Origin of the sequence: Streptomyces humi, assembly GCF_001005085.2 — a bacterium.
Taxonomy (GTDB): Bacteria; Actinomycetota; Actinomycetes; order Streptomycetales; family Streptomycetaceae; genus Streptomyces; species Streptomyces humi.
On sequence record NZ_LBMU02000101.1, the window covers coordinates 13,278 to 30,811 of the forward strand.

Below are 17,534 nucleotides of genomic sequence, written 5' to 3' on the forward strand. Positions count from 1 at the left end.
GACAGCCCTTTCACAGTCCGCCCCCACGCCTCTCACGGCCGGGAGGTGGACGGTCACCGGCCATGAAGTTATCCACCGGTACCCCACGGATCCTGGTCGTGGACGACGAGAAGGACCTGACCGACCTGCTGGTGACGGTGCTGCGCGCCGAGGGCTGGCGGGCCGAACCGGCCCTGGACGGCGCCGCGGCGGTGCGCACGAACCGCGGTTTCCGGCCCGACGCGGTCGTCCTGGACCGCGGACTGCCCGACCTGGAGGGCCTGGAGGTGCTACGGCGCCTCCGGGCCCACCGGCCGGACCTGCCCGTCCTGTTCCTGACCGCGCGGGAGGGCGTCGAGGACCGGATCGCCGGGCTGCGCGCCGGAGCCGACGACTACGTGCCCAAGCCGTTCGACCTGGACGAGGTGGTGCTGCGGCTGCGCGCCCTGCTGCGCCGCTGCGAGACGGGCCGGCCCGGCGGCTCGCTGCTCGTGGTCGGCGACCTCACCCTCGACGAGGAGACCCGGCGGGTGCACCGGGCCGGTACCCCGGTCCGGCTCACCGGCCGGGAGTTCGAGCTGCTCCGCTACCTCATGCGGCACACCGGCCGGGTCCTCGGCCGAGAGGAACTCCTCGACAACGTCTGGGCGTCGGAGGACGACCGGCACCCCGGGATCGTCGAGAGCTACGTCAGCTACCTGCGCCGCAAGATCGAGCGCGACCGGTCCGTCCTCATCCACACCGTGCGCGGCGTCGGCTACCTGATGAAGCCCGCCGACGCACGGCGGTGACCGGGATGAGAACGCCGGGCGGTGACCGCGGGCCGCGCAGCCTGCGCTCCCGGATGATCCTCTCCAGCAGCCTGCTGCTGGCCGCGCTGTCCGTCGTGATCATCGCCATCACCGGACTGGCCATGCGCACCTACCTGATGACCGGCCTGGACCAGCGCCTCGACGCGCTGGCCGAGCACTCGACGGCCGCCCGTGAACAGATCGGGGCCCCGACCGCGGGACTGCCGTACCTGCGGGCGTTCGGTGTCCCGGCGGGCACCGTCGGCGTCTCCGTGGCCGGCCGGCGGGGCGCCGTCCGGCACGCGGCGCTCGTCGACGACTCCGGGGAGCTGACCGCGCCGACCGTCCGGCAGCAGCGGATCCTGGCCCTGGTCGAGCCCGACGGCCACCGCCACACCAGGGACCTGCCCGGCCGCGGCACCTACCGGGTCAAGGCGGTACGCGCCGACACCAGGGAAGCCGAGATCACCATCGTCACCGCCGTGCCGGTGCACCCCGTGGACCACATGCTCGGCGGACTGCTGGCCGTCGAGTCGGCGGTGGCGGCCACCGCTCTGCTCGTCGCCGCCCTGGTCGCGGCCACCGTGATCGACCGTCAGCTACGGCCCCTGCAACGCGTCGCCGCCACCGCCACCCGGATCTCCCGCGAACCCCTCGGCCACGGTGCGGTCCGCTCCCTGGAACGGGTGCCGCAGGACGAGTGCGCCACCGAGACGGGCCGGCTCGCCGAGGCCGTCAACCGGCTGCTCGGGCACGTCGAGAACGCCCTCGCCGACCGTTACGCCACCGAACTGCGGATGCGGGACTTCCTCGCCGACGCCGGCCACGAACTGCGCACCCCGCTCGCCTCCGTCGCCGGCCACCTCCAACTGGTGCGCCGCGCCCCGAAGTCGGCGGCCCCGCAGGCCGAGTACGCGCTCGGCCGCATGGAGTCCGGTATCGGCCGGATGCGCACCCTCGTCGAGGACCTGCTGCTCCTCGCCCGCCTGGACACCGGCCGCCCGCTGGCCCGCGAGGAGGTGGGCCTCGGCCCGCTGCTCGCCGAGGCGGTCGCCGACGCCCGCGCGGCCGGGCCCGACCACCGCTGGGAGTTCCTGATGCCCGGGAACCTGGTGCTGGTCGAGGGCGACCCGGACCGCCTGCACCAGGTCGCCGCCAACCTCCTCGCCAACGCCCGCACCCACACCCCGCCCGGTACCAGGGTCACCGTCACCGTCCGTACCGACGACGCCCATGCGGTGATCCGCGTGGCCGACGACGGCCCCGGCATCCCGCCCGACCTGCTGCCCCGGGTCTTCGAACGCTTCGCCCGCGGCGACGCCTCCCGCTCCCGCGCCACCGGCAGCAGCGGCCTCGGCCTCGCCATCGTCGCCGCGGTCTCCGCGGCCCACGGAGGCCATGCCGAGGCCACCAGCGAACCGGGCCGCACGACCTTCACGATCCACCTGCCCCTGCACCCGACAGGGGCTGACCAGAGCGCCCCGTAAGGGGCGCGGGGAACTGCGCGACCAGCCCCCACACACCCGCAGCCGCCCGACGACCCACCACACACCCGCAGCCGCCCGACGACCCACCGCACACCCGCACCCGCCCGACGACCCACCACACACCCGCAGCCGCCCGACGACCCACCACGGCAGCCCGCTGGGCGTCGCTCACCCCGCCGTCGGCTCCGTGACCCACCCCGCCGCCAGAACCAGGCGGCTCGCACGGTGCACGGCGAGGAAGCCGAACGGCCGGTCGAAGACGGCCCGGACCACGGTGGACTCGTACTGGTACCGCGGCGGCCCGCCGCCCGGCGCCGCCACCACGGCCGTCACCGCGGCCGCCCGGAAGCCCAGCGGGCCGAACTCCGCGACCGCGGACTGCCCGGCGGCCCCGATGGCGAGCGGTGCCGCACAGACCCCGGGGAAGTGCCCCTCGCGGGCGTCGGCGGCCGTGGACAGCCCGAACAGGCCGTGCAGTTGCAGCAGATCGTGGTCCGCGCGCACCGCGAAGCCGACGGTCGTCACGTCCAGCCGCGTCGGATCCGGGGCGACCGACGGCTGCCGTTCCACGGTCACGCCGGGTCCCGCGGCCCCGTAGGGCAGGCGGCCGCCGGTCGTCACCGGCAGGGCGCGTTCCAGGACGCCGATACCGGTGTGCAGCACCTGGCCGGGCGCCATCCCCTCCGCGCCGAGCAGGAGATGCACGTCGAGGCCGGCGTCGCCGGGCACCTTCACGGTGGTGACCGGTCCGTCCGGGCCCGCGGCCACCCCGAGCCGGTCCGGGCGGACACTGCTGCGGTGCAGACCGGTCAGCGTACGGCCCTGCCACGGCCCCGAGCCGGGCCGCAGCACGGTCTCCCGGAACGGGTGCCGCCAGTCCGCGCGCAGCGCCAGCGCGGTCGCCAGGACCAGCCGGGCCCCCTCGGGCAGCCGGACCGGCATCCGCTCGACCAGCCCGCCGGTGCGCTTGGCCGCCCACGCGTCCAGCGCCTCCCGGGAGGCCGCCGGGTCAGGGCCGAGCACGCCGTGCGCGTCGGCGGGGAGCCCGGCCGCCCACTGCTCGCGCAGTTCCAGCGCACGGTCGGTCCACAGCCCCAGCGCCGACGCCACGCCGGACATGGCGTCGAGCCCGTCGAGTAACTCCCGCGCACCGGCCGCGGCCTGGTCCGCCGGCAGCCCTACGGCCCTGGTCAGCTCGTCACGGGCGGGCCCGGTGGCGCCGGCGGCGAGGAAGGCGAGCAGCGGCCAGACACCGGCGGCCGAGAAGACCGTGCCCTGTCTGGTCTGCCGGGCCCAGCGTGCGGTGAGCGCGTTGACGGCGCTGACGGTGTCGTTCATCGGTCGTCCTCCCAGGGACAGTTGGGGACACTTGGGACACTTGGGCGCTCGGGAAAGGGCAGGGCATCCGTGCCCCGGTGAACGGGGGCTCCGTGACCGGGCGACCGTGACCCGGTGACCGGACCCTGCCACGGAACCCCGCCGCGACGCCCGCCCGCGGCCGTCCCGGACGCCGTCCGCACCCTCGTTCCGCCCCCGATCACGGCGCGCTTACGATGCGCGCAGTCGTACATCAGTTCAGCCGTCCGTTTCCACGCGGCCAGACGCCCCCTCAGGAGCACGGTACCGGTGTCCATACCTCCGCCCCCCGGCCCCCATCAGCCACAAGGGCCGTATCAGCCGCCTCGGCCGGGCCAGCCGCAGTACCCGCAGTACCAGCAGGCGCCGTACGGGCAGCAGCCGCCGCCGTACCCCTCGCCGTACCAGCCCTGGGGCCAGGGCTACGGTCCGTATCCCGCCCAGGCGCCCGTCAACGGCCTCGCCATCGCCTCCCTAGTGCTCGGGCTGCTGTGCTGTCTGCCGGGGGTGGGGCTGGTGCTGGGGGTGGTCGCCCTGGTCCAGATCCGCAGGCGGAGCGAGCGCGGTACGGCGATGGCGGTGACCGGCTCGGTGTTCTCCGCGATCGGCCTGGGCCTGCTGGTGCTGATGCTCGCCACCGGCGGCGCCGCCGACTTCTGGCAGGGCGTCAAGGAGGGCGCGAGCGGGCGCTCCAGCCTGTCGCTGTCCACGGGCGACTGCTTCGACACCTCGGACCACGCGCTCGACGACGACCTGGTCGGCGATGTCACGCCCGTGGCCTGCGACGACGGGCACGACGGCGAGGTCTTCGCGACCTACCGGCTGGGCGGCGGCTACCCGGGCGAGGACGCGGTCGGCGACTCCGCGGGCGACCGCTGCTACGGCCTGGAGGACACCTACGTCCTGGACGTCTGGGCGGTCCCCGACGACGTCGCCGTGTACTACTTCACGCCCACTCGGGACAGTTGGGCCGACGGGGACCGGGACGTCGTCTGCGTCTTCGGCAGCGCCACCCGGGGCGGCCGGCTCACCGACTCCTACCGCCAGGGCCCCGAGGCCTACTCCGCCGACCAACTCGCCTACCTGAAGGCGGCGCACGTCCTGAACGCGGCCCTGGACACCGCGCCGGACTCCGAGTACGTCGAGGACGACCTGTCCGGGAACAAGGCGTGGGCGGCCCGCATGGCCACGGCGCTCGGCAAGCAGACGGCGATGCTGCGCGCCCACCGGTGGGGCGCCGACGCGAAGCAGCCGGTGGCCTCGCTCGTCGACGACCTCGACAAGGCCCGCGCCGAGTGGTCGAAGGCCGCCCAGGCGCCGGACGTGGACACGTTCTTCACGCACTATGACAAGGCGTACAAACTGATCGACCCGCACCGCACGGTGACGGTACGCGACGCTCTGGGCCTCACCGCCGTCCCGCCCGCCTACGAGGACGGCAGCGGCGGCGCGGGCGACGGCTCGGGGAGCGGAGGGAGCGGCTCCGGCGTCGAGGTGTGAGCGTCGCTATAACGGGGAGAAAGTGCCTGCGTAAAGCCTCTCGCGGCCACATGTCATCACATCGAGTGATTCTCTGGCCTTTGCTTGCACCGCTCAACCCACGGTTGCCACGCTGTTGCTGTCTGTACAACCTGATGGGAGCGGCCAGTGACTTTCGGTGAGCAGCCGGCGTATCTGCGAGTCGCGGGTGATCTCCGCAAGAAGATCGTCAACGGTTCGCTGCCCCCGCACACCCGGCTGCCCTCCCAGGCCCGCATCCGCGAGGAGTACGGCGTCTCGGACACCGTGGCCCTGGAGGCCCGCAAGGTGCTGATGGCCGAGGGCCTGGTCGAGGGCCGCTCCGGCTCCGGGACGTACGTGCGCGAGCGGCCCGTGCCCCGGCGGGTGGCCCGCTCCGGGTACCGCCCGGCGGGCGGCGCGACGCCGTTCCGGCAGGAGCAGGCCGACGCGGCGGCGCGCGGCACCTGGGAGTCCAGCAGTGAGCAGGCCGAGGCGGGCAGCGCGATCGCCGACCGGCTCGGCATCCACGTCGGCGACCGGGTGATGCGCACCCGCTATCTGTTCCGGGACGCGGGCGAGCCGATGATGCTCTCCACCTCCTGGGAGCCCCTCGCCGTCACCGGCCGCACCCCCGTGATGCTGCCCGAGGAGGGCCCGCTCGGCGGGATGGGCGTCGTCGAGCGGATGCGCGCCATCGACGTCATCGTGGACAACGTCACCGAGGAGGTCGGCGCCCGCCCCGGCCTCGCCGAGGAACTGCTCACGCTCGGCGGGGTCCCCGGCCATGTGGTCCTGGTCATCCAGCGGACCTACTACGCCTCCGGCCGCCCGGTGGAGACGGCGGACGTCGTCGTCCCGGCGGACCGCTACCGCGCCTCCTACCATCTGCCGGTGAAGTAGCGCGCGTACCACCTGTGCGTGAAGTAGCGCACACCCTTGCGGAGATCGGCGCCCGCGCGGTCCGGGTCCGGACCGCGGCCGCGCCGCCGCGATCCGGCCGTTCTCCCAGGTGATCCCGGCTGTCCCCGGTATGCCCGGGACCCGAAGCGCGCGGCGCGCGAACGGCGCACTCGTCCTCGTGCGCCCCCACCGTTCTGGCTGGTTGCGTACCTCTTTGTGAAAAGCCGTGTTCGCTGCGTAAAGGTTAGGCGTACGCTCGGGCATATGCGGAGTGCGGTTTCCTTGGCGGGGCGGGGATGGGCGGGAGCTGGGAGATACGGAGGGGCGCGATGACGGAAGGCACGGTCTCTCTCCCCTGGCTCGTCATACGGCAGGACGACAACGGCAATCGGTACCGCGTCGGCCGGTACGCGACCCGGGCCGAGGCGCAGAAGATCGCCGACAGTCTCGACGACCGCGGGCACAAACAGCTCTACTGGGTCGAGCGCATCGGCCACAGCAACGGCAACGGGGACGGCGGCTTGCGCAACTGAGCCTCCCGTAGGCTCCGGACCATGAGCGAACGGATCGTGGTGGTCGGAGCCGCCCTGCTCGACGCCGGCCGCCTGCTCGCGGCCCGCCGCAGCGCGCCCCCGGACCTGGCCGGCCGCTGGGAGCTGCCCGGCGGCAAGGTGGAGCCCGGCGAGACCCCCGAACACGCCCTGGTGCGCGAACTGCGCGAGGAGTTGGGCGTGGAGGCGGCGGCGGTCTCCCGCGTACCGGGGGAGTGGCCGCTGCGGGACCCGTACGTCCTCCAGGTGTGGACGGCCGAACTCCGCCCGGACTCCGCCGCTCCCCGGCCCCTCCAGGACCACGACGAACTCCGCTGGCTGACACCGGAGCAGCTCTGGTCCGTGGACTGGCTGGACCAGGACGTCCCGGCGGTACGGGAGGTCGCCGCGGCCTGGAGCGCCCCGTAGGCGATCGGCCCCCGCGACCCGCGGCCGCCGGCAGCGCGCGCCTATCGATCCGGCAGGCGTACGAGCCCCCTCTTACCCCGTTCGCACCACAGTGCGACCCGGTGTGCGGTACTGCCCCAGGGATATCGGGTATGTGCCCATTAACCCCATGAAACCGGGCATGGGCGGGCACGCTGCACGGGAAGTGATCGGTGTGATCGACACCGAAGGTGACACCGTCGAGTGGACCTTTCCCGCGGAACCGGGCGCCGTGCGCACCGCCCGTACCGCGGTCCGAGACCAACTGCGCGGCTGGGGCCTCGACCCCCTCGCCGACATCACGGCCCTGCTGGTCAGCGAGCTGGTCACCAACGCCATGCGACACGCCACCGGTCCCATCGGCGTCCGTCTGGTCCGCCCCGCCGACCTCGGCGCAACCCTGCGCGTCGAGGTCTCCGACCCGCTCCCCGACCCGCCGCGGGAACGCGCCGCCAGCCCCGACGACGAGAGCGGCCGCGGCCTCCAACTGGTCGCCGGCTCCTCGCGCAGCTGGGGCACCCGCCCCGGCGTCAACGGCAAGACGGTCTGGTTCGAGCTGGCCGTACCCGGGTGAACCGGGTGAAGGGGATGTACACGCAGTGCTACGCCGTCCACTCGCGAGAGTGGCCCGGCAACGGGTGCCGGAGAGCGTGGTTCGAGGACGTGTTCCCTGGTTAGAAGACTGGAAGTGTTGTCACGGTCCGGTCCGGAAATCGTCCGGACCGTGCTGTGATCGTGAACACCGTGTCAGGCGGCGCCGTAGTGCTGGATACTGCGGGCAGCCGCACCCGGTGACCGGTGCCGGGCGCGGTGAGCTGGAGGGGACGGTTCGCGTGAGCGAGATACCAGCTAAGGCCACGGAGTCCGAGGACCCGTCGGACGGCGCGAGGGCGGGGACGGCGGGCGAGGCCGCGGTCCCCGGCGACGCCATGTGGCAGAGCAGCCCGCCCGGCTCGATCTACGACTACATCAAGGTCGCCTCGTTCTCCATCGGCGCCGGTGGGCTGGTCGACCAGTGGAGCCTGCGCGCCGAGCAGATCTTCGGCATCCCCGCCGAGCGGGCCGTCGGCATGGACCCCATAGAGGCGTTCATCGACCCCGACCTGCGCGAACGCGGCCAGCGGAAGATGGCCGAGATCCTCGACGGGCGGGAGTGGACCGGGGTGGTCCCGTTCCGGATGCCCGACGGACCCGACGGCACCCGCGGCGAGGAGGGCCTCGCCGAGGTCTACGTCATGCCCACCCGCACCGCCGAGGGCGAGAACGCGGCCGTGTGCATCGTCGTCGACGTCCGCACCCTGCGCAGCATCGAGACCGACCTGGCCGCCTCGCAGTCGATATTCGGTCAATCTCCGTTCGGCTTCCTGCTGATCGATCCCGACCTCCGGATCCGCCGCGCCAATCTGCGGTTCTCCTCCATCTTCGGCGGCACCCCCGACGACCACCGGGGCAAGGGCGTCCACGACTACCTGCCGCGCTCGGAGGCGGAACGGGTCGCGGCCACCCTGCGCCGGGTCCTGGAGAGCGGCAACTCCATCACGGACATGCACGTCACGGGCTTCGTGCCGGGCTCCGAGGAACGCCGGCACTGGTCCATCAACCTCTACCGGGTGCACAGCGGCACCGGCCGCCCCATCGGCATCGCCTGGCTGGGCCTGGACATCACCGCCCGCCGTGCCGCCGCCCGGGAGGCCGCCGCCGCCCGGCGCAACCTCGCCCTCCTCAACGAGGCCGGGGCCCGCATCGGCAACTCCCTCGACCTGGAGACCACCGCCCGCGAACTCCTCGACGTGGTCGTGCCCGGCTTCTGCGACCTCGCCACCGTCGACCTCTACCAGGGGCTGCTGGCCGGCGACGAGGCCCCGCCGGGACTCGCCGACGGCAGCGCGGAGTTGCGCCGGGTCGCCTTCGCCAGCGCGGTCTCCGACGCGCCCTTCGTGGGCGGCGGCGCCCCGGTCGCCGTCGGCGCGGTCCACCACTACCCGTTCAACTCGCCCTGCGCGGACGCCCTGCGCACCGCCCGGCCGCAGTACGTCCCCGCCTCGGACGGCGGCCTGGTGCAGTCCACGCTCGCAGTCCCGATGGTCGCCCACGACACCGTCGTAGGCCTCGCCCAGTTCGCCCGCACCAAGGGCAGCGAACCGTTCGGGGACCGCGACCGGGACCTCGCGGTCGAACTCGCCGCCCGCGCCGCCGTCTGCATCGACAACGCCCGTCTCTACCGCCGCGAGCACGAACGCGCGCTGATACTGCAACGGTCCCTGCTGCCGCCCGGCGACCCCGAGGCCTCGGGCCTCGACATCGCCTGCCGCTACCTGCCCGGCAACGCGGCGACCGAGGTCGGCGGCGACTGGTTCGACGTCATCGAACTGCCCGGCCACCGCACGGCGCTGGTGGTGGGCGACGTCATGGGCCGGGGGCTGCGCGCGGCGGTCGCGATGGGCGAACTCCGCACGGCGGTCCGCACGCTGGCGCTGCTCGACCTCGAACCGGCGGAGGTGCTCTCCGCGCTGGACGAGATCGCCCGCGGTCTGGGCACCCCAGGCGGGGTCCAGCAGGCCACCCGCACGGCCCGCCAGCCCCGGGACGCCGACCTCTCCGAGGTCTACCTCGCGACGTGCGTGTACGCCGTCTACGACTCCGTCACCAGGCGCTGTACGTTCGCCAACGCCGGCCACCTGCCGCCCGTACTGGTCGAACCCGGCGAGGCGGCCCTGATGCTCGACGTCCCGCCGGGCATGCCGCTCGGCGTCGGCGGCGAGCCCTTCGAAGAGGTGGAGGTGGACCTCCCCGAGGGCTCCCTCCTCGCGCTCTACACCGACGGCCTGGTCGAATCCCGCGACCATCCCCTGGACGAGGGTTTGCAGGCCTTCGTCGGCGCCCTCACCGACCCGTCCCGGCCCCTGGAGGACGTCTGCGACCACGTCCTCAACACCCTCGACACACACCACGGCGAGGACGACATCGCGTTGCTGATGGCACGTGTCCAGGGGCTGCCGGCCGAGTCAGTCGGCGACTGGACGCTGCCGCGCGAGCCGCGCAGTGTGGGGCGGGCCCGGGAGTACGCGCGCGGCCAGCTGCTCACCTGGGACCTGGAGCCGCTGGTCGACACGACCGAGCTGCTGGTCAGTGAGCTGGTCACCAACGCCCTGCGGTACGGCGAGGGCGAGATACGGCTCCGCCTGCTCCTCGACCGCACGCTGGTCTGCGAGGTCTGGGACTCCGGTCTCGTCCAGCCGCGCCGCCGCAGGGCGCGGGACACCGACGAGGGCGGGCGCGGGCTGCAACTGGTCGGTCTGCTCAGCGCGGCGTGGGGCTCACGGCGGACGCCGCGCGGCAAGACGGTGTGGTTCGAACTCCCGCTGCCGGACGGCGAGACGGGCCTGACCGACCCCGCGGAGGCCCTGCTCAGCCTGTTCTGAGTGCGGTGCGGTCCGGCCCGTGTTCCGCCGCGCCGCCGCGAGGGCCGGTCGCGCAGTCCCCCGCGCCCCTTCGGGGGGGCGCTCCCGCGCACGCACATCGAAACCGTCCCGCGCCTCTGCCAGGGGCGTCAGCTGTGGCGCTCCTTCGGGGGCGCTCCCGTGCACGCACATGGAACGGTCCTGTGCTCCTGCCAGGGGCGTCAGTTGTGGCGCTCCTTGGGGGCGCTCCCGTGCACGCACATGGAACGGTCCTGTGCTCCTGCCAGGGGCGTCAGTTGTGGCGCTCCTTCGGGGCGCTCCCGTGCACGCACATGGAACGGTCCTGTGCTCCTGCCAGGGGCGTCAGCTGTGGCGCCCCTTCAGGGGCGCGGGGAACTGCGCGGCCGGCCACAGCCCACCCGCACCCGCCCGACGGCACACCGCCCCACCCCCTGCCGCGCTACCCCAGCCGTCTCCGCGTGTCCGGCCCCCCGAAGGCCACCACCGGCCCCCCGTCCCCCTCCTCGCCCAGCAGCACACCGCCGAGCACCACCCCCGCAAGCCCGCTCTCGTGCGCGGCCTCCCCGGCGAACGGGTTGCCGTGCGCCCGTACGTCCCGCCCGGCCAGCTCCCGCGCCCGCCGCGCCAGCCGGTCGGCGTCCGCGGGCGCCGCCGACCCCGCCGCCGCCAGCAGCGCCCGCGCCTGCGCCCCCACCGCTCCCCGGTGCACCCCGACGAAGTCGTCCGCCGCGCGCAGCGCACTCCGCGTCACCAGTTCCGCCCCCGCCGCGATCACCCCGGCCCGGCCGCCCCCCGTTCCCTCCACCGCCCGCACCACCCGGCGCAGGGCGTCCAGCGGGTCGTACGGCCCCGCGGTCAACTCCGCCCGTACGGCCGCCAGCACCACGTCGGCGTGGACCGGCCGGGCCGGGAGCGCGGTCCGCCGCAGCCCCGCCAGTTCCGCCTCCGCGCCCGTGAGCGCGGCCGGCAGCAGCCCCGCCGCCGTCCGCACCTCGTCCACCAACCGGGTCACCGCGCCCAGCAGTACCCCGGCCTGGGCCACGGCGCCCTGGGCCGCGCGCAGCCCCCGCCGGTAGCCGTCCCCGTCCCCCGAATCGGCTTCCTGCCGTGCCTGGTTGAGCCGGCCGGTCGCGAACACCAAGCGGTCCTTGGCCTGTTCGACGTATCCCTGGACGGCGTCCACGGCGGCCGGCCCGTACCGTTCCCGCGTCCGGGCCAGCGCGTCCTGCACGCCGGCCGCCCGTGCGGCCAGTTCCCGGAACCGTCCCTCGGCCGCCGTCAGCGCGTCCGCCGTGTCCCACCCGGCGTCGAACGCGGCCGCCTGTGCGTCCAGTTGGCGCCCGGCCTCCGCGCACCGCCCGACCACCCCCACCAGCGCCTGCCGTCGGCCGACGGGGTCCTCAGGCACCCCCTCCCCGTACCGCTGCCATATCGCGAACGCGGCCGACAACTCCGTCCCGGCGGCGCGCAGGGCCCGTATCACGGCCTCGTCCGCGTCGACGTGTCCGAGGGCCTCCCGGCTGGTGCGGACGCAGTCGTCGGCGAGGACGAGGGCGGCCCCTGCCTGCCGTTCGAGGTCGACGGGCGACGGGGTCGGCGGCTGCGCGGAGACGATCCCCGGTGTGGTGCGCGAGCGGGCCCGCCGGGTCCGGCGTACGTATCCGTAACCGCCCAGCGCCCCGGCCGCGGCCACCGCGACCAACGGAAGCACGTAGTCGGTGGCCGACGCGCCCTCCGCCTCGCCCGCGCCCTCCGCCTCGCCCGCGCCCTCGGCCCCGCCCGTGCCCTCCGTCTCGCCCGCGCCATCCGCCGGGGCCGCGGCGACCGGCCCGCCACCGGTCGCGGGAACCGGATCTTGAGCCACGCTCGTCATCACCGGCAACACCAGCCAGACCACCCCGGCCACCCCGCCCAGCACCGCGTGCCCCACCCGCACACCTATGTGCCCGGTGGCATGCCTCGGCCGACCCCGGATCAAGGACGTCACATTTCGGAGGGTATGGGCAGCCAGTCGCCACCGCGACCGGGACGGGGACACCCGGGGGCCGGCGAGCAGAGGGGGCCACACGATGGAACGGGGAACGGAACCGGAACGGGGAACGGAACCGGAACCGGGACTGGGCGCCGGCACCGAACCGGGCACGGAGCCCGGCACCGAACCGGGCACGGAGCCCGGCACCGAACCGGGCACGGAGGCCGGCACCCAACCGGGACCGGAGCCCGGCACCCAACCGGGACCGGAAGCCGGCACCCAACCGGGACCGGGAGCCGGCACCGAATCAGGACCGGGAGCCGGCACCGAAGCAGGACCGGAGGCCGGCGCCGGACCGGGAGCCGGCACCCAACCGGGACCGGGCGCCGGGACCGGACCAGGAACGGGGCCCGGGGTGGCGTCAGAGGGCGAGGGGGGCGGTGCGTCGGGCGGGTCCGCGGGGCGGAAGAGGGGCGGCTGGGGGCGCCGGGCACGGAGGGGGGCGCTGCTCGCTGTCCTCGTCCTGTTCGTCCCCCTCCTCATCGCCGAGACCGCCCTCCGTGTCAACTACACCGGCGACCCGGAGCCGGGCGCCCGTACCCGGGACAGGGACGCCCTGTGGCTCGGGCACGCCTGGGTCGACGGGCGCAAGGGCGACGCCGACGTCACCGCCCTCGCCGCCCGGCTCGCCGGCACCGGCATACGCGACCTCTACGTCCATGCCGGACCACTGGAACACAACGGCACGCTGCCCACATCGGCCTATTCCAAGGCGCGTTGGCTGATAACGGCCGTGCATCGAAAACTGCCGGGTGTGCGCGTACAGGCCTGGCTGGGTGACGAGATCGCGCCCGAGAAGCCGTACGCCATGCACCTGGAGAGGAAGGAGACGCGCGCCGCGGTCGTCGCGTCCGCCCGGCAGGTCGTCGCCGCCGGGTTCGACGGGGTTCACTTCGACCTGGAGCCCCTGCACTCCGGCGACCGGAACTACCTCGCCCTTCTCGACGCCCTGCGCCCCGCGACCCCGCTGCTGTCCGTCGCCGCACACCAGATCGATCCGCTGCCGGCCTTTCACTCCTTCTGGGGTACTCTCACCGGTCATCCGAAATGGTGGTCGCAGGAGTATTTCGGCCAGGTCGCCCGTCGGGTGGACCAGATCGCCGTGATGTCGTACGACACCATGCAGCCGCTGGAGAGCCTGTACGGAGGCTATGTCGCCCAGCAGACCAGCCTCGCGATCGAGGTCACCCCGGCCGGAACCGACCTTCTGATGGGGCTGCCCTTCTACCACGAGAATCGTTTCGGCCACTGGGCGCACGCCGAGACCGTGCCGGCGGCCGTGCGCGGGGTTCGGCTGGGACTGTCACGCGCGGACGCGGATCGCGCTAACTTCGGCGTCGCCCTGTACGTCGACTTCGCCGCCACCGAGGATGACTGGACCTCTTATCGGAAGGACTGGGTCCGTACGCCATGACAACCGCTCGTGCCCACCTCACCCGTGACGACCTCGCACCGCTCGCCCGCCAGGCCCTCGGCAGGGTTCCCGCCGTCGTCACCCGGCTGCGCGGCGGATCCAAGAAGGGGGTCTACCGGCTCGCCCTCGACAACGGCCGGTCCGCGATCGCCTACGTCTGGTCCCCGGAGGAGGACTACTGGGGGCCGGCCGACGCCGACATCCGCGACCCGTTCGCGCACGCCTCCGGGCTCGGTCTCTTCCTGGCCGCCCACGACCGGCTCACCGAACTCGGCGTCCGTACCCCGCGCCTGCTCTTCGCCGACGAGGAGGCCGAGCACCTGCCCGCCTACGCGGCGGTCGTCGAGGACGTCCGCGGCGGCAGCCTGGAGGTGCTGCTGCGCAGCGACCCGGGCGCGGCACGGGTGCCGCTGGCCCGGCTCGCCGGGACGCTCGGCGTGCTCCGCGAGTACACCGCCGCCGGATACGGCAAGGCCGCCCTCGTGGAGGAGGGCGGCAAGCCGCTCGGCGACTCCTGCGAGCAGGTCGTCGCCGACCGCGCGGTGCACGACATCGCGGAGGTCGCCGAGCGCGACCCCCGGGTGCGCGCGGCCCGCCGGGCGCTGACCGAGCGGGTCCGCGAGCTCTACGACGCGGTCGAGCCCCGCGACCACGCCTCGCTCGTGCACGGCGAACTCGGCCCGGACCACGTCCTGGTGACCGAGCAGGGCGATCCCGCGCTCATCGACATCGAAGGACTGATGTACTTCGACGCCGAGTGGGAGCACGTCTTCCTCCAGCACCGCTTCGGGCCCGCCTACGACGTGCTGCGCGCCGCCGACCTCGACGAGGACCGGCTGGGGCTGTACCGGCTCGCCATGCACCTCAACCTCGTCGCGGGGCCGCTCCGGCTGCTCGACGGCGACTTCCCGGAGCGGGAACCGATGCGGGACATCGCCGAGTTCAACCTGCGGCAGGCACTCAGCCTGCTGCCGGGCGCCTTCTGATCTTCGAGCCGAGCCACACCAGCGGGTCGTACTTGCGGTCGACGGCCCGCTCCTTCAGGGGGATCAGCGCGTTGTCCGTGATGTGGATGCCCTCGGGGCACACCTCCGTGCAGCACTTGGTGATGTTGCAGTAGCCGAGGCCGTGTTCGTCCTGGGCCGTGCGCTTGCGGTCCAGGCCGGAGGCGTCGGCCGCGTCCAGCGGGTGCATGTCCAGTTCGGCCACCCGCATCAGGAAGCGGGGGCCGGCGAACGCCGGTTTGTTCTCCTCGTGGTCGCGCACCACATGGCAGGTGTCCTGGCACAGGAAGCACTCGATGCACTTGCGGAACTCCTGCGACCGGTCCACGTCCTCCTGGAACATCCGGTACTCGCCGGGACCCACCCCGGCGGGCGGTACGAACGCCGGGACCTCCCTGGCCTTCTGGTAGTTGAAGCCGACGTCGGTGACGAGGTCGCGGATCACCGGGAAGGCGCGCAGCGGGGTGACCGTGATGGTCTCGTCCTGCGTGAAGACGGACATCCGGGTCATGCACATCAGCCGGGGACGGCCGTTGATCTCCGCCGAGCACGAACCGCACTTGCCCGCCTTGCAGTTCCAGCGGACGGCCAGGTCCGGCGCCTGGGTGGCCTGGAGGCGGTGGATGATGTCGAGGACCACCTCGCCCTCGTTGACCTCGACCTCGAAGTCCGCCAGGCCGCCGCCCTCGACGTCACCCCGCCACACCCGGAAACGGGCCGTGTAGCCGCTCATTCGTACAGCTCCTCTTCGGCGAGGTACTTGACCAGCTCCTCCTTCTCGAAGAGGGCCAGCAGGTCGGGACGGACGGGATCGGTGTTCTCGCGGACGAGCGTGATCTGGCCGCGCACCGGGTCGGTGGCCGCCAGGCCGCCCGTCGGATCGGCCAGCCGGCACAGCAGGTTCACCGGGCGCCACCTGCGGTCCATGGCCGGGTGGTCCTCACGGGTGTGCCCGCCGCGCGACTCGGTGCGCTCCAGCGCCGCCCGCGCCACGCACTCGCTGACCAGCAGCATGTTCCTGAGGTCCAGCGCGAGGTGCCAGCCCGGGTTGAACTGGCGGTGGCCCTCCACCCCGGCCCGGCGGGCCCGTACCCGCAGCGCGGCGAGCCGCTCCAGGGCCTGCTCCATCTCGCCCTCCCGGCGGATGATGCCGACCAGGTCGTTCATGGACTGCTGGAGCTCCTGGTGGAGGGTGTACGGGTTCTCCGGCGGGCCGGCGTCGGGGTCCTCGCTCTCCGCGGAGAACGGACGCAGCGCCTCCGCGGCCGCGGTGTCCACCTGGCCGTCGTCCACCGCGGGCCGGGCGCCGAGGCCCGCCGCGTGCTCGGCCGCGTGCCAGCCGGCCCGGCGGCCGAACACCAGCAGGTCGGACAGGGAGTTGCCGCCGAGCCGGTTGGAGCCGTGCATTCCGCCGGCCACCTCACCGGCCGCGAACAGCCCCGGCACCCCGCGCGCGGCGGCGGTGTCCGAGTCGACGGCGACCCCGCCCATCACGTAGTGGCAGGTCGGCCCGACCTCCATGGCCTCCGCGGTGATGTCGACGTCCGCCAGCTCCTTGAACTGGTGGTACATGGACGGCAGCCGGCGCCGGATCACCTCGGCCGGCATCCGCGTCGACACGTCCAGGAAGACCCCGCCGTGCGGGGAGCCGCGGCCCGCCTTCACCTCGGAGTTGATGGCCCGTGCCACCTCGTCGCGGGGGAGCAGTTCGGGGGGACGCCGGTTGTGGTCCGGGTCCTCGTACCAGCGGTCGCCCTCCTCCTCGGACTCGGCGTACTTCTCCTTGAAGACGTCCGGGACGTAGTCGAACATGAACCGCTTGCCCTCGGAGTTGCGCAGCACCCCTCCGTCGCCGCGCACCGACTCGGTGACGAGGATGCCCTTCACCGACGGCGGCCAGACCATGCCCGTCGGGTGGAACTGCACGAACTCCATGTTCAGCAGCGGCGCCCCGGCCAGCAGGGCCAGCGCGTGCCCGTCGCCCGTGTACTCCCACGAGTTCGACGTCACCTTGAAGGACTTGCCGATGCCACCGGTCGCGATCACCACGGCGGGCGCTTCCAGGACGAAGAAACGGCCGGTCTCACGCTCGTAGGCGAAGACGCCGGAGACCCGTGTGCCGTCCTTGAGGATCCTCGTGACCGTGCACTCCTGGAAGACCTTCAGCCGGGACTCGTAGTCACCGGTCTCGCGGTGGTCCTCCTGCTGGAGCGAGACGATCTTCTGTTGCAGGGTCCGGATCAGTTCGAGGCCCGTGCGGTCGCCGACGTGGGCGAGGCGCGGGTACTCGTGGCCGCCGAAGTTGCGCTGGGAGATCTTCCCGTCCTTCGTGCGGTCGAAGAGCGCGCCCCAGGTCTCCAGCTCCCAGACCCGGTCCGGGGCCTCCTTGGCGTGCAGTTCGGCCATCCGCCACTGGTTGAGGAACTTGCCGCCGCGCAGGGTGTCGCGGAAGTGCACCTGCCAGTTGTCGTGCTCGTTGACGTTGGCCATGGCCGCCGCGATGCCGCCCTCGGCCATCACCGTGTGCGCCTTGCCGAACAGCGACTTGCAGATCACCGCCGTACGGGCGCCCCGCTCGCGCGCCTCGATCGCGGCGCGCAGTCCGGCCCCGCCGGCGCCGACGACCACGACGTCCCACTGCTGCCGCTCCACCGCTGCCATCAGAAGGCCCC

General features: G+C 73.5%; 14 protein-coding genes. 10 read left to right on the forward strand and 4 right to left on the reverse strand.

Going from position 1 to position 17,534, the window contains the following annotated elements; all coding sequences use genetic code 11:
- Positions 1–62: 62 nt before the first annotated feature.
- Together AAW13_RS38445 and AAW13_RS38450 are read left to right on the forward strand one after the other, a co-directional pair.
- Entirely contained in the window at positions 63–770 is a 708-nt protein-coding gene (locus AAW13_RS38445; protein WP_046734672.1) for a response regulator transcription factor, read from the forward strand.
- Between the two features lie 5 nt (positions 771–775).
- Positions 776–2,257 carry a sensor histidine kinase gene (locus AAW13_RS38450; RefSeq protein WP_071659825.1) on the forward strand — a complete coding sequence of 494 codons (1,482 nt, stop codon included), beginning with the start codon at positions 776–778 and terminating at the stop codon, positions 2,255–2,257.
- Positions 2,258–2,425: 168 nt separating this feature from the next.
- Here AAW13_RS38450 and AAW13_RS38455 read toward each other — a convergent pair whose 3' ends face one another.
- The gene (locus tag AAW13_RS38455) at positions 2,426–3,595 is read right to left on the reverse strand and encodes a serpin family protein (RefSeq protein WP_046733992.1); all 1,170 of its coding nucleotides are present in this window, start codon (positions 3,593–3,595) and stop codon (positions 2,426–2,428) included.
- Positions 3,596–3,883: 288 nt separating this feature from the next.
- Here AAW13_RS38455 and AAW13_RS38460 point away from each other — a divergent pair, with 288 nt between their 5' ends.
- From AAW13_RS38460 to AAW13_RS38485, 6 genes are all read left to right on the forward strand, one after another.
- The gene (locus AAW13_RS38460) at positions 3,884–5,113 is read left to right on the forward strand and encodes a DUF4190 domain-containing protein (RefSeq protein WP_046733993.1); all 1,230 of its coding nucleotides are present in this window, start codon (positions 3,884–3,886) and stop codon (positions 5,111–5,113) included.
- 147 nt (positions 5,114–5,260) lie between these two features.
- A complete protein-coding gene (locus tag AAW13_RS38465; protein WP_046733994.1) occupies positions 5,261–6,013 on the forward strand; it encodes a GntR family transcriptional regulator in 753 nt (250 codons plus the stop codon).
- A 329-nt stretch (positions 6,014–6,342) separates the two neighbouring features.
- On the forward strand, positions 6,343–6,546 hold the full coding sequence (locus AAW13_RS38470; protein ID WP_046733995.1) for an SPOR domain-containing protein: 204 nt from the start codon (positions 6,343–6,345) through the stop codon (positions 6,544–6,546).
- Positions 6,547–6,567: 21 nt separating this feature from the next.
- Positions 6,568–6,972: a (deoxy)nucleoside triphosphate pyrophosphohydrolase gene (locus tag AAW13_RS38475; RefSeq protein ID WP_046733996.1), complete on the forward strand. Its 405-nt coding sequence runs from the start codon at positions 6,568–6,570 to the stop codon at positions 6,970–6,972.
- A gap of 148 nt (positions 6,973–7,120) precedes the next feature.
- Positions 7,121–7,564: an ATP-binding protein gene (locus AAW13_RS38480; protein WP_079179137.1), complete on the forward strand. Its 444-nt coding sequence runs from the start codon at positions 7,121–7,123 to the stop codon at positions 7,562–7,564.
- Positions 7,565–7,823: 259 nt separating this feature from the next.
- A complete protein-coding gene (locus tag AAW13_RS38485) occupies positions 7,824–10,412 on the forward strand; it encodes a SpoIIE family protein phosphatase (protein WP_046733998.1) in 2,589 nt (862 codons plus the stop codon).
- 439 nt (positions 10,413–10,851) lie between these two features.
- Here AAW13_RS38485 and AAW13_RS47545 read toward each other — a convergent pair whose 3' ends face one another.
- Positions 10,852–12,399 (reverse strand): hypothetical protein, encoded by a 1,548-nt coding sequence (locus AAW13_RS47545; protein ID WP_046733870.1) that lies wholly within the window; start codon positions 12,397–12,399, stop codon positions 10,852–10,854.
- Positions 12,400–12,799: 400 nt separating this feature from the next.
- Between AAW13_RS47545 and AAW13_RS38495 the strand changes: the two genes are divergently transcribed.
- On the forward strand, positions 12,800–13,858 hold the full coding sequence (locus AAW13_RS38495) for a glycoside hydrolase family 18 protein (protein WP_046733875.1): 1,059 nt from the start codon (positions 12,800–12,802) through the stop codon (positions 13,856–13,858).
- A complete protein-coding gene (locus AAW13_RS38500) occupies positions 13,855–14,844 on the forward strand; it encodes a phosphotransferase family protein (RefSeq protein WP_046733869.1) in 990 nt (329 codons plus the stop codon). The genes AAW13_RS38495 and AAW13_RS38500 overlap by 4 nt, the downstream gene beginning before the upstream one ends.
- Here AAW13_RS38500 and AAW13_RS38505 read toward each other — a convergent pair.
- Together AAW13_RS38505 and AAW13_RS38510 are read right to left on the reverse strand one after the other, a co-directional pair.
- Entirely contained in the window at positions 14,819–15,595 is a 777-nt protein-coding gene (locus tag AAW13_RS38505) for a succinate dehydrogenase/fumarate reductase iron-sulfur subunit (protein ID WP_046733868.1), read from the reverse strand. The two genes, AAW13_RS38500 and AAW13_RS38505, sit on opposite strands and share 26 nt — an antisense overlap.
- Positions 15,592–17,523 carry a fumarate reductase/succinate dehydrogenase flavoprotein subunit gene (locus AAW13_RS38510; RefSeq protein WP_046733867.1) on the reverse strand — a complete coding sequence of 644 codons (1,932 nt, stop codon included), beginning with the start codon at positions 17,521–17,523 and terminating at the stop codon, positions 15,592–15,594. Before AAW13_RS38510 ends, AAW13_RS38505 begins: the two co-directional genes overlap by 4 nt.
- Positions 17,524–17,534 lie beyond the last annotated feature (11 nt).